The following is a 24,866-nucleotide window of genomic DNA, read 5'->3' on the forward strand; positions in this document are numbered from 1 at the left end:
TCCTGTCTATCGTTGAATAAGCGCGTCGACAGCCGCGCGCTTTACAGCGGCGGTCAGCGGCGAAAGGGCCGAGGATAAGACACGCCCGACCTGCCAGGTCAGCGGAACATCAAGGGGCGTGTCTGGTATCAAGGGGCACAACAGGCCATCTGCCAAAGGCTTTTGTACCAGCTCAATCGGGTTCATTCCCCACCCGATGCCGGCGATCGCTGCATCCACAAACCCGTGTGAGGATGGCAGAAAATGCGATGGCGGGGAAATGTGGTGCCCAAACTCTCTCGCAAACCAGGCTTTCTGAAGACCGTCCTTTTGATTGAAGGTCAGGCACGGTGCTATGGCAAGGCTGCTTTTGGTTACACCGTCCCGGAACCATTTTTGCATAAAACCTGGGCTGGCCGTTGGAATATACCTGAAATCCCCAAGTGGATGGGCATCGCAGCCAGAGACCGGTTGCCCTCCGGTGGTAACAGCCGCGCTGACCTCACCGCGGCGCAACCAATCGGCCGAATGGTCCTGGTCATCAATTACCAGATCGAACAGCAACTCATCTGTTTGGGCCATCGCAGCGATGAACCATGTGGCCAAACTGTCTGCAGGAATTGCAATGCGCACCTGGGTCGGGCCAGAGGTTCCCTCCAACGCAAGTTCACGGGCCAGCTGTGCCTCAAGCAGCCCGATATCCTCGGCGTATCTGGCAATGCGCAAGCCGGCGGGTGTCGCTGTGCAGGGCGCACCACGAGTGATCAGAGCGGCGCCTATCCGATCCTCTAATGACTTGATCCGCTGCGATATCGCTGAAGGCGTCACCGACAGCTCTGTGGCGGCGGCGTCAAAGCTTCCGTGGCGTAGAATGGCCGAAAGTGCGGCAAGGTGATTGGGATCCAGCAACATTAGCAGAGCTTAACCAGGTGTAACTTCTTTAATTTGATAAATCGACTGACTGGCTCTAGTCAATCAAATCGAACACAGGAGGTTTCATGTCCGCATCTCTGATTTCCGGATTCGCTCTGGGCTTTAGTCTGATTTTGGCCATTGGTGCGCAGAACGCCTTTGTCCTGCGTCAAGGGCTGCGCCGCGAACATGTTTTTGCCCTATGCCTGACCTGCGCCGTATCGGATGCCATTCTGATTGCGGCAGGGGTTGCCGGGTTCGGAACGCTTGCTCAGACTGCTCCTTGGTTCGAGCCGGTCATGCGCTTTGGCGGGGCTGTGTTTCTGACCTGGTACGGGTTGCGCAGCCTGCTATCGGCCTGGCACGGCGGGTCTTCCATGGATGTCAGTGAAGGGACACGTTCAAGTCTGAGGTCTGTCCTGCTGACCGTGCTGGCATTCACCTGGTTGAATCCGCATGTCTATCTGGACACGGTGGTTCTGATCGGGTCGATATCTGCACAATATGATGACCGGTTGGCCTTTGCTATTGGAGCGATGCTGTCCAGCTTTGTCTTCTTCTTCTCGTTGGGCTACGGGGCAAGGATTCTGTCGCCGGTCTTTGCCCGCCCAAGGGCATGGCAGGTGCTGGATGTTGTTATCGGTTTTGTCATGCTGGCGATTGCGGCCAAGCTGGTGGCGATCTGAGGTCTTGTTCCCACCTGTGTTTCGGTGTTGAACCGTTAACATGACAACTCAACCTAACACCTATCGGCCATTGGCGGGAATGTTCTGGATGTTTTCCGCCGGTCTGTCCTTTGTTGTCATGACTGCGCTCGTCAAATCTCTGGGCACCTCCATGGACCCGATACAGGCCGCATTTCTGCGCTTTGTCTTTGGGTTGGTGTTCCTACTGCCAGCGTTAAGGCTGATCGTTACGACACCTCTGACACGGAGGCATTTGACACTGTTCGGCATCCGCGGGGTGGTTCACGCCATTGCCGTGATGCTGTGGTTCTTTTCCATGACCCGAATTCCGTTGGCCGAAGTCACGGCTATGAACTACATGACGCCTGTCTATGTCACATTGGGTGCTGTGCTGTTTCTAGGCGAGAAGCTAGCCTTCCGCCGGATTGCCGCCATTGGTGTCGCATTGATCGGTGTAGCAATTATTCTCCGACCTGGGTTTCGGGATATCTCGGTTGGTCACGTGACCATGTTGGGGACTTCGTTGACGCTTGGTGCGTCCTACCTGCTGGCCAAGATGCTGGTGCGAGATCTGCCGCCCTCGGTCGTGGTTGCACATATGTCCATATGGGTGACGATAGCGCTGATACCTTTTGCCATTGCCGTGTGGTCCCCTCCAAGTCTCCATGATTTGGGTGTGCTGTTTCTAGTTGCCTGTTTTGCCACACTTGGACACTATCTGATGACATTGGCCCTGCAGGCCGCCCCTGTAGCAGTGACGCAGCCCGTCACATTCTTACAGCTGATCTGGGCCACGCTGGTTGGGGCGTTGGTTTTCCACGAAAGCGTAGATTTGTGGGTGGTCGCCGGGGGCACGCTGATTCTGTTGGCAGTCAGTTTTATTGCCTGGCGCGAGGCCGTGTTGAACCGCAGCAGCCTGACGACCCCCAGTATTGCACCTAAACTTTAGCCGATTTCTGCCGAAAAAACGTTATTAATTGACGAGTCAATAAAAATCTCCTAGCGTTTTTCTATCAAAAGCAGTTGAGGGGTACGGATGCCGAAACTCGGAATGGAGCCAATCCGCCGTGATGCGATCGTAAAGGCAACGATTGCTGAGCTCGGGTCGAAAAAATCCCTCGATGTAACCGTCAGCCAGATCGCTAAGCGGGCTGGCATGTCCAGCGCGCTGGCACATCACTATTTCGGCGGAAAAGATCAGATTTTTCTGGCAGCGATGCGCCGCATCCTGTCGGATTTCGGGGCAGAGGTCCGGTCCGAACTGAAAGCAGCCACGCCAAGTGGGCGCGCGCAGGCGATCATCCGGGCATGCTTTGCCCCATCCTGTTTCACGCCGGATGTGACGGCAGCGTGGATGACGTTCTACGTTCTTGCGCAGACTAATGACGACGCCCTGCGATTGTGGCAGATTTATCAGGCCCGTATCCGGTCGAACCTGGTTTATGCGCTGCGCCCGCATTTGGCCGATCCGGTTGAGGCGGCCGGGAACATGATCGCCTTGATCGACGGACTTTATATCCACGCCGCGCTGAGCGCCCCGGAAGAACCGCAACTGGCTGTAAACCACGCGATGCGCGTGCTCAGCACCTTGCTCGAGGCCGAGAAATGACAAAACCTAATATTCTGATCCTGATGGTGGATCAGTTGAACGGGACCCTTTTTCCTGACGGTCCTGTCGATTGGCTGCATGCGCCAAACCTGAAAAAGCTGGCCGAACGATCCACGCGATTTGCGAATGCCTATACGGCGTCGCCCCTGTGTGCGCCGGGTCGGGCCAGTTTTATGTCTGGTCAGTTGCCGTCGCGCACTGGTGTCTATGACAATGCCGCCGAGTTTGGCAGTGATATTCCGACATATGCCCACCATCTGCGCCGTGCAGGGTACTATACCTGTCTGTCGGGCAAGATGCATTTCGTCGGGCCCGATCAGTTGCACGGGTTTGAAGATCGCCTAACCACCGACATCTACCCCGCCGATTTCGGCTGGACCCCGGACTACCGTAAACCAGGCGAGCGGATTGACTGGTGGTATCACAATATGGGTTCGGTCACGGGCGCAGGTGTAGCCGAGATTTCCAACCAAATGGAATATGATGACGAGGTGGCCTATAACGCCAAGTCCAAGCTATACGATCTGGCCCGTGGCAAGGACGACCGTCCATGGTGCCTGACTGTAAGCTTTACCCACCCGCATGATCCCTATGTTGCACGTCGCAAATACTGGGACCTGTACGAAGATTGCGAGCACCTTCTGCCCGAGATTGCCGACCTTGGTTATGATAATCAGGACCCGCATTCGAAACGGATTTTTGACGCCAATGACTGGCGCAGCTTTGACATCACTCAAGAAGATACCCGCAAATCACGCCGCGCCTATTTCGCCAATATCTCGTATCTGGACGACAAGGTCGGCGAGATACTCGAGGTGCTGGAAACCACGCGGCAAGAGGCGATCATCCTGTTTGTCTCGGACCATGGCGATATGCTGGGTGAGCGCGGGCTGTGGTTCAAGATGACTTTCTACGAAGGGTCATCCCGCGTCCCGCTGATGATCTGTGCACCCGATCTGCCAGCGGGCCGGATCGACGCTCCGGTTTCGACCATAGATGTGACGCCGACTTTGGGCGCTCTGGCCGGTGTCGATATGGAAGAGATCGCGCCCTGGACAGATGGCGAAAACCTTGTGCCGCTGGCCAAGGGTCACGAACGCAGTGCGCCGGTTGCAATGGAATATGCGGCCGAGGCCTCTTATGCGCCACTGGTGTCCTTGCGCTATGGCAAATGGAAATACAACCGATGTGCGCTAGACCCTGATCAACTGTTCGACCTCGAGACGGACCCTTCCGAGTTGGAGAACCTCGCAGACAGGCCAGAGCATGCAGGAACGTTGCAGACCTTGCGTGCCAAGTCCGATGCCCGTTGGGATCTGGATCGGTTCGACGCCGAAGTTCGCGCCAGCCAGGCGCGTCGCTGGGTCGTGTACGAGGCGTTGCGCCAGGGCGGGTATTATCCGTGGGACTACCAGCCCCTGCAGAAAGCATCTGAGCGGTACATGCGTAACCACATGGATCTGAATATCGTCGAGGAAAGCCAACGCTTTCCACGCGGAGAGTAACAACCCGAATTAACAAGACCCTCTCCGGTCAGGCAGAGATTTTTCGATGAAAAATCTTGGCTCCGGTTGAGAATGGAGACCCGAAAATGGAAGCAGATTTCGTCATCGTCGGCGCAGGTTCCGCAGGCTGCGCGATGGCATATCGTTTGAGTGAGGCCGGTGCCTCGGTTCTGGTGATCGAGCATGGCGGTACCGACATGGGCCCGTTTATCCAGATGCCCGCCGCGCTAAGCTATCCGATGAACATGTCGCGCTATGACTGGGGCTATCAATCCGAGCCTGAGCCGCATCTGAACAACCGCCGTCTGGCCTGCCCGCGAGGGAAGGTGATTGGTGGGTCCTCTTCGATCAACGGAATGGTTTATGTGCGCGGCCACGCCCGGGACTTCGATACCTGGGCCGAGATGGGCGCGGATGGTTGGTCTTATGCGGATGTTCTGCCGTATTACAAACGGATGGAGACCTGGCATGACGGCGGTCATGGTGGTGATTCCGCGTGGCGGGGCACTGACGGGCCGCTGCATGTGTCGCGGGGCCCGCGTGCGAACCCGCTGTTCCAGGCCTTTGTCGATGCGGGCCAGCAAGCCGGGTATGAAATCACGGGCGACTATAACGGTGAAAAGCAAGAAGGCTTCGGCCCGATGGAGCAGACCGTCTGGAAAGGGCGGCGCTGGTCGGCGGCAAATGCTTATCTGCGGCCTGCGCTCAAGCGCGAGAACTGCGATATCGTGCGCGGTCTTGCGACCCGGATTGTTCTGGAAAACGGAAGTGCTGTTGGTGTTGAACTGATCCGTGGCGGCAAGACAGAGGTGATCCGCGCCCGCCGCGAAGTGGTCATCGCAGCCTCGTCCATCAACTCGCCGAAGCTGTTGATGCTGTCTGGAATCGGCCCGGCTGCGCATTTGGCTGAGCAGGGGATCGGAGTTGTTGCAGACCGTCCGGGAGTTGGCGCAAATCTACAGGACCATTTGGAGCTGTATATCCAGCAAGCGTCGCTTCAGCCGATCACGCTCTACAAACACTGGAACCTGGTCAGCAAAGGCCTGATCGGGGCGCAATGGCTGTTCACCAAGACCGGCCTTGGTGCCTCGAACCAGTTCGAAAGCGCGGCCTTCATCCGATCAAGGCCGGGTGTCGAATACCCCGACATCCAGTACCACTTCCTGCCGATGGCGGTGCGCTATGACGGGCAGGCTGCGGCCGAGGGGCACGGGTTCCAAGCACATGTGGGTCCGATGCGATCGGAATCACGGGGTGCTGTGACATTGCGCTCAGCTCGACCCGAGGACGCACCTGTCATCCGGTTCAATTACATGAGCCAGGAAAAAGATTGGGAGGAGTTCCGCACCTGTATCCGCCTGACGCGAGAGATTTTCGGGCAAGAGGCGTTCAGACCCTTTGCCGGGAAAGAGATTCAGCCCGGTGCTGCGGTACAAACAGATGAAGAGTTGAACGCCTTTATCGCTGAGCATGCCGAAAGTGCCTATCATCCCTGCGGCACCTGCAGGATGGGACGGGCGGATGACCAGAACGCGGTTGTCGACTCCGAAGGCCGGGTGATCGGCGTGGATCGGCTGCGTGTGGCGGACAGTTCGATCTTTCCGCAAATCACCAACGGCAACCTTAATGCGCCGTCGATCATGGTGGGCGAGAAAGTCTCGGATCATCTGCTGGGCAAAGATCCGTTGCCCAAAGCCAATGATCAGCCTTGGATTCATCCGCAATGGGCCTCGGCGCAGCGCTGATTTGATCCGCGTCAAAGCGGGGGGAGTGGGACCAATATAGACCTGAATCGCAACGCATTTTCTAAGGAGCGAACAGGAATGTCCCACACCCCGCACGAATTGGCCGAAGAGTTTCCCGACAAGGTCGAATTGATCAGTCAGCTTAAACAGTCCGATGCGCATTTTTCTCGTCTGGCTGAAGAGTATCATGAGGTCAATCGTATCGTGCACCGCGCGGAAACTAACGTCGAGCCGATGGAGGACCTTGCCGAAGGCGAGCTGCGCAAGAAACGCGCCGCACTGAAGGATGAGATCTGGGCGATTTTGTCGAACGCTTAAGGGTTGGGCGGGGGCATTGCCCCCGTTTCGGCTGGCCGCGGTTTTAGGCCGGGTAAAGCTCAGGTGACTTCATAGGGTAAGGTTCCGCGGGTATGAGTGTCGATGGACAGGCGACGTTCCAGCGGAGGAACTGACCGTTGGTGGCAGTTCTGGCGTTCGCAGATCCGGCACGAGATACCTATGGGCTCGTAGGCACTGGCGTTTGAGATATCCAGATTGTCGGCATAAACCAACGCTTCGGCGTGGCGGACCTCGCATCCCAGCGCAATCGCATAGCGCCGGACAGGCGCTCCGTACGAACCGCCCGATTTCGAAACATCCCGCGCCAGCGAGATATAGCGGACCCCGTCCGGGGTTTCGGCAAGCTGCCGCAGGAAGTGACCCGGAGTTTCAAAGGCGCGGTGCACATTCCACAACGGGCACGCACCGCCAAAGCGCGCAAATTGCAGGCGCGTGGCGGAGTGGCGTTTTGTGATCGTTCCGGCCTGATCCACCCGAACAAAGAAAAATGGTATCCCCTTTGCACCGGGGCGCTGCAGTGTCGAAAGCCTGTGGGCCACCTGTTCGATGGATGCTCCAAAACGATTGCTGAGCAATTCCAAATCATGGCGGTAAAGCTGGGCTGCACTGAGAAATTCGCCATAAGGCATCAGAGAGGCGCCAGCGAAATAATTCGCCAGGCCGATCTTCGCAATCGCGCGCGCCTCATCACTGTGAAATTTGGCGAAATCCAGTGTCGCTTCAAGCAGCTTGTCCTGATTGATTAGGGATACCTGCAAGAGCAGCTGAAACACTTGTGTTTGCGGTGCAATCCGTGATGACAGCAGCAATGTTTTGCTATCCGCATCGTATTTCCGGGTTTCTTCGATATCCGGGAACTGAACGCGAATACCGTTTTCACCCAAGCTTTCGATTGCGGCGGCGCGAATTCCGCCTTTGTCCTGAGCGCGGCCAGAAAATCGTTCTGCGGCCCGGTCAACCGCGTCTATGTAGTTGTCGCAATAATGGAAAAAGTCTCGCACTTCTTCCCAGGGGCTGGCCTGAATCTGTGCGTCTTCACGTCCCAGGGCTTCGTCCAGCGAGGCCAGCCTTTCATGCGTCTGGCGATACGTGCGGTGCAGGGCGATAAACGCTCGGGCCATTGCGGGGGCGTTTGAAGCTGTTAGGCGCAGATCAGCGAGCGGTGGCATGGCGTCATCAAACACGGGGTCCGCCAGCGCCTCGCGCAGGTCTGAGACCAGACGTTCGCTGTCGCCAGTGCTAAGTTCGGTCACGTCCATGCCGAATTCCTGCGCCAGAGCCAGAACAACCGTGGTCGAGATCGGGCGGTTGTTATTCTCCATCTGGTTCAGATAGGGAAGCGAAACCCCCAGTTTGGCTGCGAATTCTTTTTGTGTCAGCGTCAGGCGCGTGCGCATTTCACGCAGTTTTGCACCAGCATAGAGCTTTTGGGTCGCCATGGCGTGCCTTTGCAACTTTTCTAATCTTGAACGCTAGCTTTGCAAACCGTCCTGCGCAAGGCGTGTTACAGGCCCAAATACCGTTCGCGCCGGATCACGATGGCAATAGCAACGATGGCAAATGTTGCAGAGGCCAACATCAGCCACAGCAGCGGCATCGCGCCTGTTTCATGGGTTAGTATTGCGCCCGTGAGCGCGCTCAGGCCAGCTCCGCCGCCCAGCATGATGGCCCCGCTCAGCCCAGATGCTGTCGCGGCCAGGTGCGGGCGGACGGACAGTGCGCCTGAAGTTGCGTTTGGAATGGTCATACCATTGCCCACACCAACAATGGTCATGAACCCAAAGAAGCTGAGAACCGAGCCGAAGCCCGTAAGGAACACGATAGTCGACAGTGCAACGCCGGTTGCGTTCATCCAGCACCCCCAAAGAACCATCCGGTTCACGCCAAAGCGGACAGAGAACCTGCCGCTGAAGAAGTTGCCGAAGAAATAACCCACCGCAGGGGCGCCGAAGTAAATGCCCAGTTCTGACGCTGTTAGGCCGAACAGTTCAGTCCCGACGAAAGGCGCGCCGCCCAGATAGGCGAAAAAAGCGCCCGACGACAGGGCTGAGGCCATGGAATAGCCCCAGAACCGAGGGGATCTGAGCAATTCCGGGTATTCACGAAACTGCTGCAGCAAGGTCAGCCCGCTTTTGCGGGATGTTTCTCCGAAGTCGGAATAGGTCAGCATTAGCGCCAGTAGGCCCAGCCCGAAAGGAAGCCAGAAATTTGCCTTCCAGCCAAAGCTCTCTTCCAGAAAGCCGCCGATGGCAGGGCCGATCATTGGAACAATGGCCATTCCCATGGTGACATAGCCGATCATTGAAGCGGCCTGATCTGCTTCGTAAAGGTCTCGCACCGCTGCACGGCTAAGGACCATTCCAACTGCGACGACCGCTTGAAACATCCTGAAGGCCAGAAATACTTCGGCGTTCGGGGAGTAGATGCAACCCAGTGTTGCAATCAGAAACAGAACCAATCCCCAGAGAATAACCGGCCTGCGGCCAACCTTATCTGCGATGGGGCCGATCAGAATTTGGATTACTGCGCTGATCATCAGATACAGAGCGATCGACAGCTGCATGACTTTGTAGTCTGCGTCAAAATACGCGGCCATATTGGGCAGGCTGGGAAGGAAAAGATTCAAGCTCAGTGCTGACAGCCCGGATAGCATCACAAGTGTGGCAATGGTGGGGGGCGAACGACGCGCTGGCGAAAAAGTAAACTGCATGGTTCACATGTATAGTGACGGTTTTTGGGATTGCCATCCGTGACCGTGTCTCAGTGCGAAACTTTGCATGTTTACAATTACCCGGAACTATCTTTTCAAAGATTTGCAAATTTGCCGAATGACGCTTTGGTCTGAACGAAACTAAGTATAGTGTCGCGCCAAATTTCAAAGGGGATCATCGTTATGAAAGACATCCTTTCCGAGCTTGAAGGCCGCCGCAACGATGCACGGCTGGGGGGTGGGCAAAAACGTATTGATGCGCAGCATGCGCGGGGAAAGCTGACCGCACGCGAACGCATAGAGCTGTTGGTGGATGAAGGCAGTTTCGAAGAATTCGACATGTTTGTCAGCCATCGCTGCACGGATTTCGGGATGGAAAATCAAAAGCCTGCAGGCGATGGTGTCGTCACCGGATGGGGCACAATTAATGGTCGTATGGTCTATGTCTTCAGCCAGGACTTCACCGTTTTCGGCGGGTCTCTGTCGGAAACCCACGCGCAGAAAATCTGCAAGATCATGGACATGGCAATCCAGAATGGTGCTCCGGTGATCGGCATCAACGATTCGGGTGGTGCGCGAATCCAGGAAGGTGTGGCCTCGCTTGCGGGTTATGCCGAGGTGTTCCAGCGTAACATCATGGCCTCGGGCGTGGTTCCGCAGATCAGTGTGATCATGGGGCCCTGCGCCGGTGGCGCCGTCTACAGTCCGGCGATGACCGACTTTATCTTTATGGTCAAAGACACCTCGTACATGTTTGTGACGGGCCCTGATGTCGTCAAGACAGTCACCAATGAGGTTGTAACCGCCGAAGAGCTGGGCGGTGCATCGACCCACACCAAGAAATCTTCGGTTGCCGACGGTGCATTCGAAAATGATGTCGAAGCACTGGCCGAAGTGCGCCGTCTTGTCGATTTCCTACCGTTGAACAACAAGGAAAAACCGCCCGTTCGTCCCTTCTTTGACGAACCGGGCCGGATTGAGGCTTCGCTGGATACATTGATCCCGGACAACCCGAACACGCCTTATGACATGAAAGAACTCATTGCCAAAGTGGCGGACGAGGGTGATTTTTACGAAATTCAAGAAGATTACGCCAAGAACATCATCACGGGCTTTATCCGTCTGGAAGGTCAGACCGTAGGTGTTGTAGCCAACCAGCCGATGGTGCTGGCCGGCTGTCTGGATATCGACAGCAGCCGCAAAGCCGCGCGCTTCGTCCGGTTCTGTGATTGCTTTGAAATTCCGATTTTGACACTGGTCGACGTGCCGGGCTTTTTGCCGGGAACCTCGCAGGAATATGGCGGTGTGATCAAACATGGCGCAAAACTGCTGTTTGCCTATGGCGAGGCGACCGTTCCGAAGGTCACAGTGATCACCCGAAAGGCCTATGGCGGTGCCTATGACGTGATGGCATCCAAACATCTGCGTGGCGATTTCAACTATGCTTGGCCAACCGCCGAGATCGCGGTGATGGGGGCCAAGGGCGCGACCGAAATCATCCACCGTGCGGATCTGGGCGATGCCGAGAAAATCGCACAGCACGCTCAGGACTATGAGGACCGGTTCGCCAATCCGTTTGTGGCTGCGGAACGTGGATTCATTGATGAGGTGATCATGCCGCATTCGACCCGCCGCCGCGTATCGCGAGCTTTTGCAAGCTTGCGTAACAAGCAACTGAAAAACCCCTGGAAAAAGCACGATAACATTCCGCTGTAAGCTGAAGGTCGCGGGGCAGGTGCTCTGGTGTGCCTGCCTCTCGGCACGTTGGTGTAAAGACCACCAAACGGCGAATTTGACTTTGAGAGCAAAGCTGCTAAATGAAATGCCTTATTGGACATAGAAAAGCGCGAGCCAGTAGGCATGCGCGCGCGATCCCGGAGAGAGGAGCTCGCCTTTGGTGGGTCTGGGATCGCGCCTTATGTCTGGCAATTCTCTGTCTTGGTTCGCCTACATTCGCTGAAGCATTGGTGCCGGTGCCCTCTGGGCAGCCTGTACATCTGAACGACGTCCTGCTGGACAACAATCCGGGCGAGTTATGGCTGCGCTTTCGGTTCATCGCGCCAAAGATCGGCTCGGATGTGGGACGCATTGGATATGATGTCGCCACGATCGACATGGAGCACCTGTGTCAGACGCTGGCCGTGGCCTATGTCGCGCACCACAAGCTGGAACCAGCCAGGGTTGTGATTTCCCTGTCGAACAAGCCGATAGATTTTGGCCATACCGCGCCGGATGCCACGCAGTTCTTCGAAGCGTATCTTCTGCAGGATTCCCAATGTGTCTGGGATGGAGGGATTTGAGAATGGTTGTCAATTACCACAATTTCTGTGCATTCCCCTTCGCCTCAAAGGACCTTAGCGAAGAGGCGCTGAAATGTTGAAACATCGCGGATTTCCCGGCCGTCTGACCGGGACGGATTATCAATTCACTATCAGACGGGCCAACCCAAAGGGTGTTACCCCACTGACAACGCGTGAACGGTTCCGGGATCGTAAACCTGCTGATCGTCGCGCGGATGCAGCGTTTATCGAGGCCTTGTGGGAGCATTTTGGCGACCAGCCATTCGAACGTGGCAATCTGGATGCCGGTCGCCTGAGCTGGTTTTTCGGGCGTGAGGTCATTCCGGCGGAGGATCCGTTTGACCCCGCCAGCTATGATGCATTGCTGGTCATTGATCCGAGCGTGGCCAGAGCCTCGTTTCCGGACATTTTCGGCGGGGATAGCTGAAGGTGATCGACGTCGTCGCACATAAACGCCTTGGAAATTCCAACAGGGTTTCTTTGCTCTGGTTGGGCCAAGAAGGATATGTGCGCTGTGCAGATCGGGCGCGTGACAATCGCGCAAAATACCTGAGGGAAAGGGCGCAAACCACTGATTCTACGGTGTGTATAACCCGTGGCTTGGTGGCGGGAGAACCATCAAGGCTTGGGCAGGAAAAAGGCCGGTCGGCGGGGGTTGGCCGCGGCGACTTAGGATCGAATTCTTCAGGTCATGTGATCTCAGGTAGTGTTGATAAAACAAAGGTTTGCGTGACTGTCGGGGTGCGAATTTCGCCCTGCCCAACCAAAGTTCACGCGAGCGGAATCGGCGCGTTTCTGCGCGATATTTCGCTGAATGGGCAGATTCTGGCCGGAAATTTCACCACTGGCCAATCCCGGTTTGCAGGTGCAACCGGGCCGTGCATGGTGAGCGGGTCGTGCGGCTCTACTTTGCCTGCGTCGCACGCGCACCTACTATTCCGTACCCCTTCCTTCCGCGGGCAGGCTTGTGGTTTTCACAATGTCCTGCCCGCGTTTTTCTTTGTGCAAACTTCAGTCATTGGATGGCATAAAACTGCGCAAATGGGCATTTCGGTACGCTCGTTATTGAATAACAGTGGCGATTTCCCGCATCTGGCTCTGAAATTGTTAAAAAACCAAAAAGGGCAGACATCATGCGAATCTCGAAAGTCATTCTTGCAATGGCGACCTGTGCAGGGCTCGCGGCGTGCGGAGACTCGACCGGCGAGCAGGCGTTGCTCGGCGGCGGAGCCGGCGCCGTTGGCGCGGCAGTCGTCAGTGCCGACCCGCTGTTGGGTGCCGTGGTCGGCGCGGCAGGCAACGTGCTTTACTGCAAGACCCAGAACAACTGTAGATAACGAAATCTTCGGGGCCCCCGTCGCCCCGACCGTCATCGCGCGACACGCCGTCGTGGGGCCATTGCCCCGCGGCGGCGTTTTGCGTTTCCAGAACTTCAAGACAGAGGACGTTCCATGTTCAACAAGATCCTGATCGCCAACCGGGGCGAGATCGCCTGCCGGGTTATCAAAACCGCCCGCAAGATGGGCATCGGCACGGTCGCCATCTATTCTGACGCGGACAAGAACGCCCTGCATGTATCGATGGCGGATGAGGCGGTGCATATTGGCCCACCGCCTGCAAACCAGTCCTATATCGTCATCGACCGGGTGATGGAGGCAATCCGTCAGAGCGGCGCGCAGGCGGTTCACCCGGGGTATGGTTTTCTGTCGGAAAACTCGAGATTCGCCCAAGCTCTGGATGCCGAAGGCGTGGCCTTTATCGGCCCTCCGGTCGGTGCGATTGAAAGCATGGGTGACAAGATCACCTCTAAAAAGATCGCGCAAGAGGCCGGCGTCTCTACGGTTCCGGGCTATATGGGCCTGATCGAAGACGCCGACGAGGCCGTCAAGATTTCGAATGAGATTGGATATCCGGTCATGATCAAGGCCAGTGCTGGTGGCGGTGGCAAGGGTATGCGGATCGCATGGACCGACGACGAGGCGCGCGAAGGGTTCCAGTCCTCCAAGAACGAGGCCGCGAATTCCTTTGGAGATGACCGGATTTTCATCGAGAAATTCGTGACCCAACCCCGTCACATCGAGATTCAGGTTCTGTGCGACAGCCATGGTAATGGCATTTATCTGGGCGAACGCGAATGCTCGATTCAGCGCCGAAACCAGAAGGTTGTGGAAGAGGCGCCATCGCCTTTCCTGGACGAGGCGACACGCAAGGCGATGGGCGAACAGGCGGTGGCCTTGGCCAAGGCTGTGGATTATGCCAGCGCTGGCACGGTCGAGTTTATCGTTGATGGTGACAAGAACTTCTATTTTCTGGAAATGAACACACGCCTGCAGGTGGAACACCCGGTGACCGAACTGATCACCGGTGTCGATCTGGTCGAACAGATGATCCGCGTCGCGGCCGGTGAGAAGTTGTCGATCTCCCAGGACGATGTCACACTGACCGGCTGGGCGATTGAAAACCGTTTGTATGCCGAAGATCCTTATCGTGGCTTCTTGCCGTCCATTGGTCGTTTGACGCGCTACCGCCCGCCGCAGGAAACTGCCGCTGGTCCGCTGTTGGTAAATGACAAATGGCAGGGTGAGGCCCCCAGCGGAGAGGCCGCCGTTCGCAACGATACCGGCGTCTATGAAGGCGGCGAGATCAGTATGTATTACGATCCGATGATCGCCAAGCTCTGCACCTGGGCCCCGACCCGTGATCAAGCGATTGAGGCGATGCGAGTGGCGCTGGACAGTTTCGAGGTCGAAGGCATCGGGCACAATCTGCCGTTCCTGTCGGCAGTGATGGATCATCCGATCTTCATCAAGGGCGAGATGACTACCGCGTTCATCGAAGAACAGTACCCCGATGGGTTCCAGGGCGTAGAGCTGCCCGAGGCTGACCTGCGCCAGATCGCAGCCTCTTGCGCCGCCATGCACCGGGTGGCCGAGATTCGCCGCACCCGTGTATCGGGCCGGATGGACAACCATGAACGCAAGGTCGGCAAACGCTGGGTCGTGACCCTGCAGGGCCAGGAATACGCAGTTCAGGTGAATGCCGATAAAGAGGGCGCGACGGTCAAATTCGAAGACGGCGCGACATTGCGCGTGGCCTCGGAGTGGACGCCGGGCGACCAGCTGGCGGTGCTGGACGTAGACAGTAGCCCGCTGGTTCTGAAGGTCGACAAAATCTCGGGCGGGTTCCGGATCCGCAACCGGGGTGCGGATATGAAGGTGCATGTGCGCCGTCCGCGACAGGCGGAACTGGCTAAGCTGATGCCCGAGAAACTGCCGCCGGATACGTCGAAACTGCTGCTCTGCCCGATGCCTGGCCTGATCGTAAAGGTCGATGTCGAAGTGGGCCAAGAAGTGCAGGAAGGTCAGGCGCTGTGCACCATCGAGGCGATGAAGATGGAAAACATCCTGCGCGCCGAGAAAAAAGGCACCGTTGCCAAGATCAACGCAGGCCCCGGCGACAGCCTCGCCGTGGATGATGTGATCATCGAGTTTGAATGATCATGACCGTGCGTTTGACATATCCTGCAAGGGAACCGGCGGTCGCCGCCGGGGCCGTCGGGTATGGGAAACGCGTTCAGCCGCCCTCGCGCCGTTCACGGATTTCGCGTTGGCGCAGGGGGGTCTTATCGATGGAGCGACCGATTTCACGCACGCTCCAAGGGGAAGGTTTGCGCAGTTTGACCACGCCGTCCTTGTCGACAAACACCATCTGGAACCCGCGCGGGCGTAGTTTTGACCGGATGGGCGAGCGGGCGTCAGGGTCAGTGTCGATCAGAACGACCACATCGCGGTCGCGCATGACGTCCTCCCCTTCCAAAAGCATGTCGACCTGCTGCTGGAATCGCGGGTCAGCAGGTGTATCGGCAAAGACAACAATGGGCCGCTTGATCCACAGATATTCGCTGAGCTCGCTATCCCCCACAGGGCGGACAAATTCATCGTCAGCCGGGGCTGCCCCGTCAGCTGCAAGGGCCGCCAGTGGAAATAGCGCCGAAAAAACAAAGGCTAGCGTTCGTGTCATTGGGCCTCCTGTTGGATTGAATATAGTCCCTGTGCGCACGAATGCGACCAGCGAAATGCACGCAGCCCATAAAATATTGCGTCCCATCCAATTCCAATGGGCGCAACCACGGATGATAACGCGCGGGCCACGCCCTTGCGCGACCCGAATTGAGAAAAGGATATCGCAATGACCAATAGGAAAGACTGGCAGGCGCTGGCCGAGAAAGAGCTGCGCGGTCGCCCGTTGGACGACCTGACAAAAGAGACGCTGGAAGGCATCGCCGTCAAGCCACTCTATACACAGGAAGATACGGCTGATCTGCCGCATATGGACTCCATGCCCGGGTTTGGGCCGTTCACGCGCGGGGTAAAGGCGACAATGTATGCCGGTCGTCCTTGGACGATCCGCCAATATGCGGGGTTTTCCACCGCCGAAGAATCGAATGCCTTCTACCGTCGCAATCTGGCGGCGGGTCAGCAGGGGGTCTCGGTGGCTTTCGATCTGGCCACGCACCGCGGATATGACAGCGACCACCCACGCGTTGTCGGCGATGTGGGCAAGGCCGGTGTGGCCATCGACAGCGTAGAGGACATGAAAATCCTGTTCGACGGCATCCCGTTGGACAAAGTCTCGGTCTCGATGACCATGAACGGTGCCGTGGTTCCTATCCTGGCAAGTTTCATTGTAGCGGGTGAGGAACAGGGCCACGACAAATCCGTCCTGTCCGGCACTATTCAGAATGACATTCTGAAAGAATTCATGGTGCGTAACACCTATATCTACCCGCCTGAGCCTTCGATGAAGATCATCTCGGACATCATCGAATATACGTCGAATGATATGCCCAAATTCAACTCGATCTCAATCTCGGGCTATCACATGCAAGAGGCCGGCGCGAACCTGGTGCAGGAGCTGGCCTATACGCTGGCTGACGGGCGCGAATACGTTCGTGCAGCGACGCAGGCCGGAATGGATGTCGACAAATTCGCTGGTCGCTTGTCGTTCTTTTTTGCCATTGGCATGAATTTCTTCATGGAAATTGCCAAGCTGCGTGCGGCCCGTACCCTTTGGCATCGGGTGATGACCGATTTCGGCGCGAAATCCGAGCGCTCTAAGATGCTGCGGACCCATTGCCAGACCTCGGGCGTGTCGCTGCAAGAACAAGACCCCTATAACAACGTGATCCGCACCGCCTATGAGGCGATGAGTGCGGTTCTGGGCGGCACCCAATCGCTGCATACTAACGCCTTGGACGAGGCGATTGCGCTGCCCACCGATTTCTCTGCTCGCATTGCACGGAACACGCAGCTGGTCTTGCAAGAGGAAACCGGGGTGACCGATGTGGTCGATCCGCTGGCCGGGTCTTTCTATGTCGAAAGCCTGACCAATGAGCTGGTCGAAAAAGCCTGGGCTCTTATGGAAGAGGTCGAGGAAATGGGCGGCATGACCAAGGCCGTTGCATCCGGCATGCCAAAGCTTCGGATAGAAGAAAGCGCCGCCCGACGGCAGGCGATGATCGACCGGGGTGACGAGGTAATCGTCGGCGTCAACAAGTACCGCAAGGAACGGGAAGACCCGATAGACATTCTGGATGTCGACAACGTGGCTGTCCGCGAGGCGCAGGTGGCACGTCTGGAACGCATCCGTGCCACGCGCGATGAGGCTGCCTGCCAAAAGGCGCTGGACACCCTGACGACCACCGCCCGCGATGGCGGCAACCTGCTGGCCGCTGCTGTCGAAGCCGCCCGTGCCCGCGCATCCGTAGGAGAGATCAGCATGGCAATGGAAAAGGAATTTGGTCGCCACCGCGCCGAGGTCAAAACGCTGGCGGGTGTTTATGGGGCCGCCTATGAGGGCGACGAAGGCTTTGCCGCCATCCAGAAGTCCATTGAGGATTTTGCTGAGGCCGAAGGCCGTCGCCCGCGCCTGCTGGTTGTCAAGATGGGGCAGGACGGGCATGACCGGGGAGCCAAGGTGATCGCCACAGCCTTTGCCGATATCGGCTTTGACGTGGACGTTGGCCCGCTGTTCCAAACGCCGGCCGAGGCAGCACAAGACGCGGTGGACAATGACGTCCATGTCGTCGGCATTTCGTCTCAGGCAGCCGGGCACAAGACGCTAGCCCCGCAGCTGGTCGAAGAACTGAAAAAGGCCGGGGCTGAGGATATCATCGTCATCTGCGGAGGTGTCATCCCGCAACAGGATTATAAGTTCCTCTATGATCACGGGGTTAAGGCGATCTTTGGTCCGGGTACGAACATCCCAGAGGCGGCACAAGATATCCTGCGTTTGATCGGCGAAGCCAAAGATTGAACCGGCACCAAGATTTTTCGTCGAAAAATCTTGTGATCCAGCGCCTTTGAGGAAAACATACGGCCAGACCCTTGCGGTCTGGCCGTATGTCATCTGGGGGGCTCATCCGTGTTACTTGATCACTTGGCGGTTGCTGGCGAAACGCTTGAACAGGCTTCGGCTCATGTCGAACAGGCGCTGGGCGTACCCTTGCAGGACGGCGGCAAGCACGAGAAATTCGGAACTCATAACCGGTTGTTGGGCCTGCGGGACGGTTTGTATCTGGAAGCCATCGCGATTGACCCCGATGCACCCAATCCGCAAAGAACCCGCTGGTTCGATCTAGATCGGTTTCAGGGCGCTCCCCGCCTGACTAACTGGATTTGTCAGGTTCCGGATATCGAGGCCTCGCTGACGGTCTTTCCTGACGGAGTCGGCCAACCGATCGACCTAAACCGTGGCGCGCTGCGTTGGCGCATGGCGGTGCCTCCCAATGGGCGCCTGCCGTTTGATAATCTTTTCCCGGCGCTGATCCAGTGGCAGAGTGACCTTCACCCGGCAAACATGCTGAACGACAGTGGCTGCCAGCTGCGCCGCCTAGTCGTCTATCACCCTGATGCGCTGGATCTCGCCAAAGCGGTGGGGCCGTTGGGGCAAGTTGAGTTCGACAGCGGTCCGGCGGCGTTGCGTGCCGAAATCGACACACCGCACGGGGTACGGGTATTGGAATGAACATCCGGCAAGCCCAGCCAGAAGATGCACCCGCTGTTGCGGCGATCTGGAATGCGATCATCCGCGATACGCTGATCACATTCACCACTGAATTGCGCAACGATGACGCCGTTGCCTTGGATATCGTCTCCAGGGGGGCGGCGTTTCTGGTGGCCGAGCGTGACGGCGTTGTTCTGGGCTTCGCAACCTATGGTGCGTTTCGGTCAGGGCCGGGCTATGCCCATACGCGTGAACACTCGATCCTGTTGGCACCGCAGGCGCGGGGCCAGGGGATAGGCCGCGCATTGTTGCAGGCCTTGGAAGCCCGCGCACAGATGGACAATGTTCATGTTCTGATTGCGGGCATTTCCTCGGCCAACCCTGCGGCCATCGCTTTCCATACGGCTGCCGGATTTACACAAGTGGGCCTGATGCCCGAGGTGGGGTTTAAATGCGGTCTGTGGTTAGATCTTGTGCTGATGCAGAAAATTCTTGCCCCGCAGTGATCTGTCGCACCTGACAGTCGCGACAGAGCGGGTTAGGGTGCGCTCATGTCGATTTGGACCCGTATATCCGATGCGCTAAGCGCGCTTGCACAGGGCGAAAGCCTGACGGCCGTGTTCGAGAAACTGCGCACGCCGCCGGAACGCTCGGTCGCCTTTGCGATTGCGGTCATCGCCCTGGGGGCTAAGATGGCCAAGGCCGACGGGCAGGTCACGCGAGACGAGGTTACTGCCTTTCGGGATGTATTCCAGATCGCGCGCGAAGATGAGGCCGGTGCAGCCCGTGTCTTTGACATGGCGCGCACCGATGTCGCCGGGTATCAGGAATATGCCAGCAAAATTGCCTATATGTTCGCAGAAGACAGCACCACCTTGTGCGACCTGATGGAGGGGTTGTTTCATATCGCAATGGCCGACGGGTTTTATCATCCCAACGAAAATAAGTTTCTGGAAGATGTCAGCCGGATATTCGGTCAGACCGATGCTCAGTTTCTGGCCTTACGCGCACGGTTTGTACCGGATGCACCAAAGGATCCCTATACGGTGCTGGGTGTGCCGCGGAATATGCCTCTGCCCGACATTCGTAAGGTCTGGCGACAACTTGTACGCGACACTCATCCCGACGCCATGATGTCACGAGGCGTTCCGGAAGAGGCCATTCGTCTGGCCGAAAAAAAGATGATCGACATCAATCGCGCCTGGGATGAAATCAAAGGCGCGCAGGCCTGAACCGATGCGATTGGCAACCTACAATATTGAATGGTTCGCCAATCTCTTCGACCGGCAAGACCGTTTGATCGTAGATGACAGCTGGTCCGGCAGATACAATGTCACCAAAGCTGAACAGATCGAGGCCATCGCAAAAGTGCTGACGGCGATTGATGCGGATGCCGTGCTGATTGTTGAAGCTCCGAATACTGGTAAGACGCAGAACACGGTGCGTGCGTTGCAAGGGTTTGCCGAAGCGTTCGATCTCCGCATAGGAAACGCGATCATGGGGTTTCCGAACGATACCCATCAGGAACTTGCGTTTCTTTTCGATCCTCAGATCCTGTCATTGCGCCATGATCCCAAAGGAAACAAGGAAGGAAAAGGGGCTGCCCCTCGTTTTGATGGCGTGTTCAAGATCGACCTGGATATTGATGCAACCGAGGATCATGTGCGCTTTTCCAAGCCGCCAATGGAGTTGTCAGCGCAGACGTCAGGCGGGGCGACGTTCCGCCTGATCGGAGCGCATCTGAAATCCAAAGCCCCGCATGGGGCAGAAAGCCGCGATGAGGCGATCCGGATATCCATCGCCAATCGACGCAAACAGCTTGCACAGGCTGTCTGGTTGGGGCGGCGAGTACAGACGCATATTGCGGCTGACGAGCATGTCATCCTTTTGGGCGATCTCAACGACGGGCCGGGCTTGGATGAGTTTGAAAACCTGTTCGGGCGCTCATCTGTTGAAATCCTGTTGCAGACCGGTCTGTTCGATCCGCATGCGGTGATGGCAAATGAGGCTGAATCCGAAATCTTACCCTCGTCCGCGCGCTTTGTGCGCCGCGACAGGGCTGATCATCTTGAGGCGTTGTTGGATTATGTCATGATCAGCGAAGGGCTGCGTGCAAAGCGTCCGAAATGGCGCATCTGGCACCCCTTTCAGGACCCGGCTTGTTTGGCCGCGCCGGATCTGCACAAGGCGTTGCTGACTGCCTCGGATCACTTCCCTGTCACGCTGGATATTGATCTGTGACCTTTCATCGCCGGCGTGGGCGACTTATATCTGAAGCATGAAAAAGTTCATTTCAATATGCGTGGTCACAGCGGCCATGGGCGTTCCGGCACAGGCAGAGGACGACACAGGCAAATCCTTGATGGAACAAGGGGCTGAGCTGTTCTTTGAAGGGCTGCGTCAGGAAATGGAACCCGCGCTTGAGGATTTGTTGGGGCTGGCAGATCAATTCGGCCCCGCGATGCAGTCGTTTTTTGAGGAAATGGGACCGGCCCTGGCGGAACTGGCCGCCGAAGTGCAGGACTGGAGCGTTTACGAGGCTCCGGAAATCCTGCCGAACGGGGATATCATTATCCGCAAAAAGCCGCCCGAGCCCGAGGTTGAGCCGGAAAAACCCGAAAATGAGCCCGAAGGCGAGATTGATATCTGAGGGTCAGCCTTTGATGATCAAGCGGGGTTCGGATTTCAGCGTGCTTGCCAATGAGTTCAGTCGTGCTTCGGCCACTTCGCTAAAGAGAGGGGCTGCGGCTTCGGGCAAAATCAGCTCTAGCTGACGTTTTTTAGGGTACAGCCGAAGCGTGCCCATCGTGGCTTCGTTCTGCATCCACAGCATTGCACCAAAGCGCATGGCTTTGCCCAGAATCTCGGCCTGTTCCTGATCTTTTTCGCCCAACAAGTCATAGAGAGGGGTAAACCGGTTGCCCTCACGCTTGTTGCGATACCTGTGCTGCAGGGCCAGCCCGATATAGACCCGTTCGGAATGCTTTAAACCGCCCAAGTTGGCGCGAGTTACGTAATCAAAGCAGGTTTCAGCCCGGTAATCCGGATGGGCGCGCCAACTGACATCGTGCAAAAGACACGCAGCCTTGATCAGCCTGACCCGCGCGGGCGGCGCGGATTTGAACAGAGGCATGACGAATTCGAACAGATGTTTGCCAAACCCGGGCAGGCGGGCATCTTTGGCTTCGGAAAAATAGCTGGCTTCGATCAGAGGGTCACGATCGCGCAGGATTTGTGGCATCTGTTCGTAAAGCAGGCCTTCGCGGATACCATAGCTGGAAACGGCAATGTCCTTGGGTTTGAACGTTCGCACCAGTCGCGCAAGCACATCCATCGCATAAGGGATCAGCGCCATCCGAGAACCCGAGACGCCTGCCAGACTGCGCAGTTTTTCCGGGTCACCCTTTTCGATGAATTTGATGGTCTGATGCACCTGCTTTGTCGTCATCCGATATTCATGCAGCACGTTCAGGGGATATCCCCGGCGCAGCATGTCGAGCCTTGCAAAGGCCCGCCAGCTTCCGCCCACCAGAAACAGACGATCGCGCTGAGGGCCCATCTGGTCGCGCAGGTTTTCCATCGTCTCCTTGATTTGCGCCTTACGCGCGCGACGACCGCCCTTGATATCCCGCAGCTTCAGCGGACCCAGGGCCGACGAAAGGCGACGACCAACGTCGCCGCCACCGATCTCGGCCAGCTCCATCGAGGACCCGCCGATATCACAGATCAGACCATATGCACCGGGCCAGCCCAGTAAAACGCCCTGAGCGGACAGGCGTGCCTCTTCCCCGCCGTCGATGACCGAGACCGTCAACCCGGTTAGCGCGTGAACTTCGGCGCAGAAATCCGGGCCATCCTTGGCCTCTCGCACGGCGGCGGTGGCCACGACGTGCAGCCCCGGCAGACCCAGATCGTCTGACAGCCGGGAAAAACGCTTCAACGCAGCCAGGGCACGTATCCTGCCAAGCGGGTTCAGGCGGCCGGTCTCGGACAGGCCTGCGCCAAGCTCGCACATGACTTTTTCATTGTAGAAATAGGCAGGCGATCGCGCAGCACCATCAAAGATCACCATCCTGACCGAGTTCGACCCTACATCAACAACGCCGACGCGCGACAGGGCGCGGGCCTCGGGGTTGTCAAACAACGGCTTTCCGAAAGGTCCCCAGTCGGGAATGTTAGTATCTACGGCTTGATCCATATCTCGTCCAGATATTCCAGGCTTAAGATGCGAAATCACCGGGGACGGGTCAATCGCTGGTTTCGGCATCTTCCAGTTCCGCACTCAGTACTCGTACGGCCAGAGCCCGCGTGATGTCTCGTTTCTCGGACAGCGCCAGTTGATCCAGCAGCGCCACAGTGCTGGCGGCGGTTTCGAAACGGCGATCCATATGTTTGACGAGGTAAGCGATGACCTCGGGTCCGGGGTTCAGCTGTCGGTCTACGAACAGTTTGGCCAGCACGGCGCCTAGCAGCGCGTCATCGGGCGGGTCCAGCGCAACGTGATGTGCGCCTTCGATCCTGCTTTGCAGGTCAGGCAAGGGCAACTGCCAGAAATTTGGCGCCAGGCGCCCGGTCATCAGCAGGGCGTGGCCTTCTGCCAACACAAGATTGTGCAAATGGAATAGGGTTTTCTGCTGGTCCATATCGCCAGCAATCATGGGGACATCTTCCACCGCGATCGGTGTTTGGGCGAGGTCAGGAACCTCGTCGTGCTTAATCTGCGAGGCTTGCACAATGCGACCACCGGTCTCGGCCGCCCACACATGGGCCAGATGTGTCTTGCCCGCGCCAGCAGGTCCGCTGAGCACCAGTTTATTCCCCGGCCATGAGGTGGCCGAGATCATGGCCACGGCCAGTGCATTTGCGGGCGAGACGAAAAAATCCTCGCGCCCCAGCGCAGTCTTGGCCGGTAGATCAAAGCTCAGCTGTAGGGCCATTCAATCGTCTTCCTGGTCCAAACCCACAAGGCCAGTATACAGACGGCTATCCAAATAGATCGACGTGGCAAAGCGCGCCAGAACGCCAAGTGCTGCAGCGACCGGCACCGCGATCAGCATCCCGACAAATCCGAACAGGGCGCCAAAGACCGACAATGCCAGCAACAGCCAGACCGGGTGCAACCCGACCGAGCTGCCGACGAGCTTTGGCGTCAGAAAATTGCCCTCGGCCACCTGACCCAATGCAAAGACCGCTGCGACCAGCCCAATTTGCGTCCAGTCTCCCCAGAACTGGAACAGTGCCAAACCAATGGCCAGTGAGCCCCCGATCAGGGCCCCCAGATAAGGGATAAACGTGACTAAGCCGGCGATAAATCCAACGACCAGCCCGAACTGCAGTCCGACGGCCATCAGCGCGACGGCGTAATAGGTGCCCAGGATCAGGCAGACCGTGCCCATTCCACGTACAAATGAGGCCAGAACGCTGTCAATCTCACCAGCCAGCCGCTTGATGGTGGGGGCGTGGTCGCGGGGCAAAAGCTCTGCGATACGAGCAATCATGCGGTCCCAGTCCAACAACATGTAGACGGTGACTACTGGGACAATCACCAGCAAAACCACCACGTTGATGGCTGATCCAAGCGACGCAGCGACAGATTGCAGGACATCACCAGTTTTGGACTGAAGCGTCTCACCCAAGGACACCAGAAACTGGTGCGTGTTGGATTCGCGGTCCAAAAGCGACGGGAATTGCTGTTCGATAAACCCTCTTAGCTGCTTGAGAAGGCTGGGCATAACCTCGACCAGGTCGATCAACTGGGTGATCAGCGCCGGAACGACCATCAGGATAAGCAGTACGAAACCCAAAACGCCGACAACCGTGATAACCCCCGTAGCGGCCATACGGGACAGGCCCAGCTTTTCAAGCCTATCCGCAACAGGATCAAGGAAATAGGCAATCGCGCCACCGATTACAAAGGGCAGCAATACATCGCCAAGTGCCCACAACAGCAGTACAATAACCACTGCGGCGATGCCCCAGTACCTGAGTTGATCTCTTACCGGCAAAGCCATGGCTGTCCCCTTGTTTCGGCACGTGCAAACGTTCTTGGCGTATGCGGCCCCACGATGCAAGCGCT

At 57.3% G+C, this 24,866-nt stretch carries 24 protein-coding genes; 17 read left to right on the forward strand and 7 right to left on the reverse strand.

The window, feature by feature from the left end; translation table 11 throughout:
• Positions 1–6: 6 nt before the first annotated feature.
• Positions 7–891 carry a LysR family transcriptional regulator ArgP gene (locus tag AC2FH6_RS08100; protein ID WP_496693833.1) on the reverse strand — a complete coding sequence of 295 codons (885 nt, stop codon included), beginning with the start codon at positions 889–891 and terminating at the stop codon, positions 7–9.
• Positions 892–977: 86 nt separating this feature from the next.
• Between AC2FH6_RS08100 and AC2FH6_RS08105 the strand changes: the two genes are divergently transcribed.
• From AC2FH6_RS08105 to AC2FH6_RS08130, 6 genes are all read left to right on the forward strand, one after another.
• A complete protein-coding gene (locus AC2FH6_RS08105; protein WP_282021478.1) occupies positions 978–1,577 on the forward strand; it encodes a LysE/ArgO family amino acid transporter in 600 nt (199 codons plus the stop codon).
• A 40-nt stretch (positions 1,578–1,617) separates the two neighbouring features.
• Positions 1,618–2,526, forward strand: a complete 909-nt coding sequence (locus AC2FH6_RS08110; RefSeq protein WP_496702017.1) for a DMT family transporter — start codon at positions 1,618–1,620, stop codon at positions 2,524–2,526.
• A gap of 87 nt (positions 2,527–2,613) precedes the next feature.
• A complete protein-coding gene (betI, locus tag AC2FH6_RS08115; RefSeq protein ID WP_271949443.1) occupies positions 2,614–3,186 on the forward strand; it encodes a choline-binding transcriptional repressor BetI in 573 nt (190 codons plus the stop codon).
• On the forward strand, positions 3,183–4,691 hold the full coding sequence (gene betC / locus AC2FH6_RS08120; RefSeq protein WP_496702019.1) for a choline-sulfatase: 1,509 nt from the start codon (positions 3,183–3,185) through the stop codon (positions 4,689–4,691). The genes betI and betC overlap by 4 nt, the downstream gene beginning before the upstream one ends.
• 86 nt (positions 4,692–4,777) lie before the next feature.
• Positions 4,778–6,436 (forward strand): choline dehydrogenase, encoded by a 1,659-nt coding sequence (gene betA / locus AC2FH6_RS08125; RefSeq protein ID WP_496702021.1) that lies wholly within the window; start codon positions 4,778–4,780, stop codon positions 6,434–6,436.
• A gap of 78 nt (positions 6,437–6,514) precedes the next feature.
• Positions 6,515–6,754 (forward strand): HP1242/YdcH family protein, encoded by a 240-nt coding sequence (locus AC2FH6_RS08130; protein WP_142636790.1) that lies wholly within the window; start codon positions 6,515–6,517, stop codon positions 6,752–6,754.
• Between the two features lie 59 nt (positions 6,755–6,813).
• Here the strand turns inward: AC2FH6_RS08130 and AC2FH6_RS08135 are convergent, their stop codons facing one another.
• Complete coding sequence (locus tag AC2FH6_RS08135; RefSeq protein ID WP_142636792.1) at positions 6,814–8,214, reverse strand: helix-turn-helix domain-containing protein; 1,401 nt, start codon at positions 8,212–8,214, stop codon at positions 6,814–6,816.
• Positions 8,215–8,279: 65 nt separating this feature from the next.
• The gene (locus tag AC2FH6_RS08140; protein WP_281972733.1) at positions 8,280–9,485 is read right to left on the reverse strand and encodes a multidrug effflux MFS transporter; all 1,206 of its coding nucleotides are present in this window, start codon (positions 9,483–9,485) and stop codon (positions 8,280–8,282) included.
• A gap of 183 nt (positions 9,486–9,668) precedes the next feature.
• On the opposite strand from AC2FH6_RS08140, the gene AC2FH6_RS08145 reads away from it, so the two are divergent.
• The 5 genes from AC2FH6_RS08145 to AC2FH6_RS08165 all read left to right on the forward strand — a co-directional run bounded on the left by AC2FH6_RS08145 (position 9,669) and on the right by AC2FH6_RS08165 (position 15,282).
• Positions 9,669–11,201 (forward strand): acyl-CoA carboxylase subunit beta, encoded by a 1,533-nt coding sequence (locus AC2FH6_RS08145; RefSeq protein ID WP_142636795.1) that lies wholly within the window; start codon positions 9,669–9,671, stop codon positions 11,199–11,201.
• Positions 11,202–11,452: 251 nt separating this feature from the next.
• Positions 11,453–11,785, forward strand: a complete 333-nt coding sequence (locus tag AC2FH6_RS08150) for a DUF6497 family protein (RefSeq protein ID WP_281972735.1) — start codon at positions 11,453–11,455, stop codon at positions 11,783–11,785.
• A gap of 73 nt (positions 11,786–11,858) precedes the next feature.
• Positions 11,859–12,212, forward strand: coding sequence for a hypothetical protein (locus tag AC2FH6_RS08155; protein ID WP_142636799.1), 354 nt, complete (start codon positions 11,859–11,861; stop codon positions 12,210–12,212).
• A 706-nt stretch (positions 12,213–12,918) separates the two neighbouring features.
• Entirely contained in the window at positions 12,919–13,122 is a 204-nt protein-coding gene (locus AC2FH6_RS08160) for a hypothetical protein (RefSeq protein ID WP_142636801.1), read from the forward strand.
• Between the two features lie 114 nt (positions 13,123–13,236).
• Positions 13,237–15,282, forward strand: coding sequence for an ATP-binding protein (locus AC2FH6_RS08165; protein ID WP_496702023.1), 2,046 nt, complete (start codon positions 13,237–13,239; stop codon positions 15,280–15,282).
• Between the two features lie 76 nt (positions 15,283–15,358).
• Here AC2FH6_RS08165 and AC2FH6_RS08170 read toward each other — a convergent pair whose 3' ends face one another.
• Positions 15,359–15,805 carry a DUF4174 domain-containing protein gene (locus tag AC2FH6_RS08170; protein WP_496690937.1) on the reverse strand — a complete coding sequence of 149 codons (447 nt, stop codon included), beginning with the start codon at positions 15,803–15,805 and terminating at the stop codon, positions 15,359–15,361.
• Positions 15,806–15,973: 168 nt separating this feature from the next.
• Between AC2FH6_RS08170 and scpA the strand changes: the two genes are divergently transcribed.
• The 6 genes from scpA to AC2FH6_RS08200 all read left to right on the forward strand — a co-directional run bounded on the left by scpA (position 15,974) and on the right by AC2FH6_RS08200 (position 21,440).
• The gene (gene scpA / locus AC2FH6_RS08175) at positions 15,974–18,100 is read left to right on the forward strand and encodes a methylmalonyl-CoA mutase (RefSeq protein ID WP_496702025.1); all 2,127 of its coding nucleotides are present in this window, start codon (positions 15,974–15,976) and stop codon (positions 18,098–18,100) included.
• Between the two features lie 108 nt (positions 18,101–18,208).
• On the forward strand, positions 18,209–18,811 hold the full coding sequence (locus tag AC2FH6_RS08180) for a VOC family protein (protein ID WP_496702027.1): 603 nt from the start codon (positions 18,209–18,211) through the stop codon (positions 18,809–18,811).
• Positions 18,808–19,296, forward strand: coding sequence for a GNAT family N-acetyltransferase (locus tag AC2FH6_RS08185; protein WP_496702029.1), 489 nt, complete (start codon positions 18,808–18,810; stop codon positions 19,294–19,296). Before AC2FH6_RS08180 ends, AC2FH6_RS08185 begins: the two co-directional genes overlap by 4 nt.
• A 45-nt stretch (positions 19,297–19,341) precedes the next feature.
• Positions 19,342–20,022, forward strand: coding sequence for a molecular chaperone DjiA (locus tag AC2FH6_RS08190; RefSeq protein ID WP_142636813.1), 681 nt, complete (start codon positions 19,342–19,344; stop codon positions 20,020–20,022).
• A 4-nt stretch (positions 20,023–20,026) separates the two neighbouring features.
• Positions 20,027–21,031 carry an endonuclease/exonuclease/phosphatase family protein gene (locus AC2FH6_RS08195; RefSeq protein WP_496702031.1) on the forward strand — a complete coding sequence of 335 codons (1,005 nt, stop codon included), beginning with the start codon at positions 20,027–20,029 and terminating at the stop codon, positions 21,029–21,031.
• 37 nt (positions 21,032–21,068) lie between these two features.
• Entirely contained in the window at positions 21,069–21,440 is a 372-nt protein-coding gene (locus AC2FH6_RS08200; protein WP_496689681.1) for a hypothetical protein, read from the forward strand.
• Between the two features lie 3 nt (positions 21,441–21,443).
• Here the strand turns inward: AC2FH6_RS08200 and AC2FH6_RS08205 are convergent, their stop codons facing one another.
• Genes AC2FH6_RS08205 through AC2FH6_RS08215 form a run of 3 tightly spaced genes read right to left on the reverse strand, consistent with a single transcriptional unit; the run spans position 21,444 to position 24,801 of the window.
• On the reverse strand, positions 21,444–22,988 hold the full coding sequence (locus AC2FH6_RS08205) for a Ppx/GppA family phosphatase (RefSeq protein WP_271949467.1): 1,545 nt from the start codon (positions 22,986–22,988) through the stop codon (positions 21,444–21,446).
• 49 nt (positions 22,989–23,037) lie between these two features.
• Positions 23,038–23,727 carry a P-loop NTPase family protein gene (locus AC2FH6_RS08210; RefSeq protein WP_142636820.1) on the reverse strand — a complete coding sequence of 230 codons (690 nt, stop codon included), beginning with the start codon at positions 23,725–23,727 and terminating at the stop codon, positions 23,038–23,040.
• Positions 23,728–24,801 (reverse strand): AI-2E family transporter, encoded by a 1,074-nt coding sequence (locus AC2FH6_RS08215; RefSeq protein WP_142636822.1) that lies wholly within the window; start codon positions 24,799–24,801, stop codon positions 23,728–23,730. It abuts the gene before it with no gap.
• Between the last annotated feature and the right edge of the window lie 65 nt (positions 24,802–24,866).

The sequence above is a fragment of the Ruegeria sp. CDSC045 genome (genome assembly GCF_059610725.1).

Bases quoted from the DNA above. Each gene is read 5' to 3' on its own strand.
- AC2FH6_RS08145 (WP_142636795.1), top strand. From the start codon at position 9,669: ATGAAAGACATCCTTTCCGAGCTTGAAGGCCGCCGCAACGATGCACGG.
- AC2FH6_RS08185 (WP_496702029.1), top strand. From the start codon at position 18,808: ATGAACATCCGGCAAGCCCAGCCAGAAGATGCACCCGCTGTTGCGGCG.
- AC2FH6_RS08210 (WP_142636820.1), bottom strand. From the start codon at position 23,727: ATGGCCCTACAGCTGAGCTTTGATCTACCGGCCAAGACTGCGCTGGGG.
- AC2FH6_RS08105 (WP_282021478.1), top strand. From the start codon at position 978: ATGTCCGCATCTCTGATTTCCGGATTCGCTCTGGGCTTTAGTCTGATT.
- AC2FH6_RS08200 (WP_496689681.1), top strand. From the start codon at position 21,069: ATGAAAAAGTTCATTTCAATATGCGTGGTCACAGCGGCCATGGGCGTT.
- AC2FH6_RS08205 (WP_271949467.1), bottom strand. From the start codon at position 22,988: ATGGATCAAGCCGTAGATACTAACATTCCCGACTGGGGACCTTTCGGA.
- AC2FH6_RS08130 (WP_142636790.1), top strand. From the start codon at position 6,515: ATGTCCCACACCCCGCACGAATTGGCCGAAGAGTTTCCCGACAAGGTC.
- AC2FH6_RS08110 (WP_496702017.1), top strand. From the start codon at position 1,618: ATGACAACTCAACCTAACACCTATCGGCCATTGGCGGGAATGTTCTGG.
- AC2FH6_RS08135 (WP_142636792.1), bottom strand. From the start codon at position 8,214: ATGGCGACCCAAAAGCTCTATGCTGGTGCAAAACTGCGTGAAATGCGC.
- AC2FH6_RS08100 (WP_496693833.1), bottom strand. From the start codon at position 891: ATGTTGCTGGATCCCAATCACCTTGCCGCACTTTCGGCCATTCTACGC.
- scpA (WP_496702025.1), top strand. From the start codon at position 15,974: ATGACCAATAGGAAAGACTGGCAGGCGCTGGCCGAGAAAGAGCTGCGC.
- betC (WP_496702019.1), top strand. From the start codon at position 3,183: ATGACAAAACCTAATATTCTGATCCTGATGGTGGATCAGTTGAACGGG.
- AC2FH6_RS08195 (WP_496702031.1), top strand. From the start codon at position 20,027: ATGCGATTGGCAACCTACAATATTGAATGGTTCGCCAATCTCTTCGAC.
- betI (WP_271949443.1), top strand. From the start codon at position 2,614: ATGCCGAAACTCGGAATGGAGCCAATCCGCCGTGATGCGATCGTAAAG.
- betA (WP_496702021.1), top strand. From the start codon at position 4,778: ATGGAAGCAGATTTCGTCATCGTCGGCGCAGGTTCCGCAGGCTGCGCG.
- AC2FH6_RS08170 (WP_496690937.1), bottom strand. From the start codon at position 15,805: ATGACACGAACGCTAGCCTTTGTTTTTTCGGCGCTATTTCCACTGGCG.
- AC2FH6_RS08155 (WP_142636799.1), top strand. From the start codon at position 11,859: ATGTTGAAACATCGCGGATTTCCCGGCCGTCTGACCGGGACGGATTAT.
- AC2FH6_RS08140 (WP_281972733.1), bottom strand. From the start codon at position 9,485: ATGCAGTTTACTTTTTCGCCAGCGCGTCGTTCGCCCCCCACCATTGCC.
- AC2FH6_RS08190 (WP_142636813.1), top strand. From the start codon at position 19,342: ATGTCGATTTGGACCCGTATATCCGATGCGCTAAGCGCGCTTGCACAG.
- AC2FH6_RS08215 (WP_142636822.1), bottom strand. From the start codon at position 24,801: ATGGCTTTGCCGGTAAGAGATCAACTCAGGTACTGGGGCATCGCCGCA.
- AC2FH6_RS08160 (WP_142636801.1), top strand. From the start codon at position 12,919: ATGCGAATCTCGAAAGTCATTCTTGCAATGGCGACCTGTGCAGGGCTC.
- AC2FH6_RS08165 (WP_496702023.1), top strand. From the start codon at position 13,237: ATGTTCAACAAGATCCTGATCGCCAACCGGGGCGAGATCGCCTGCCGG.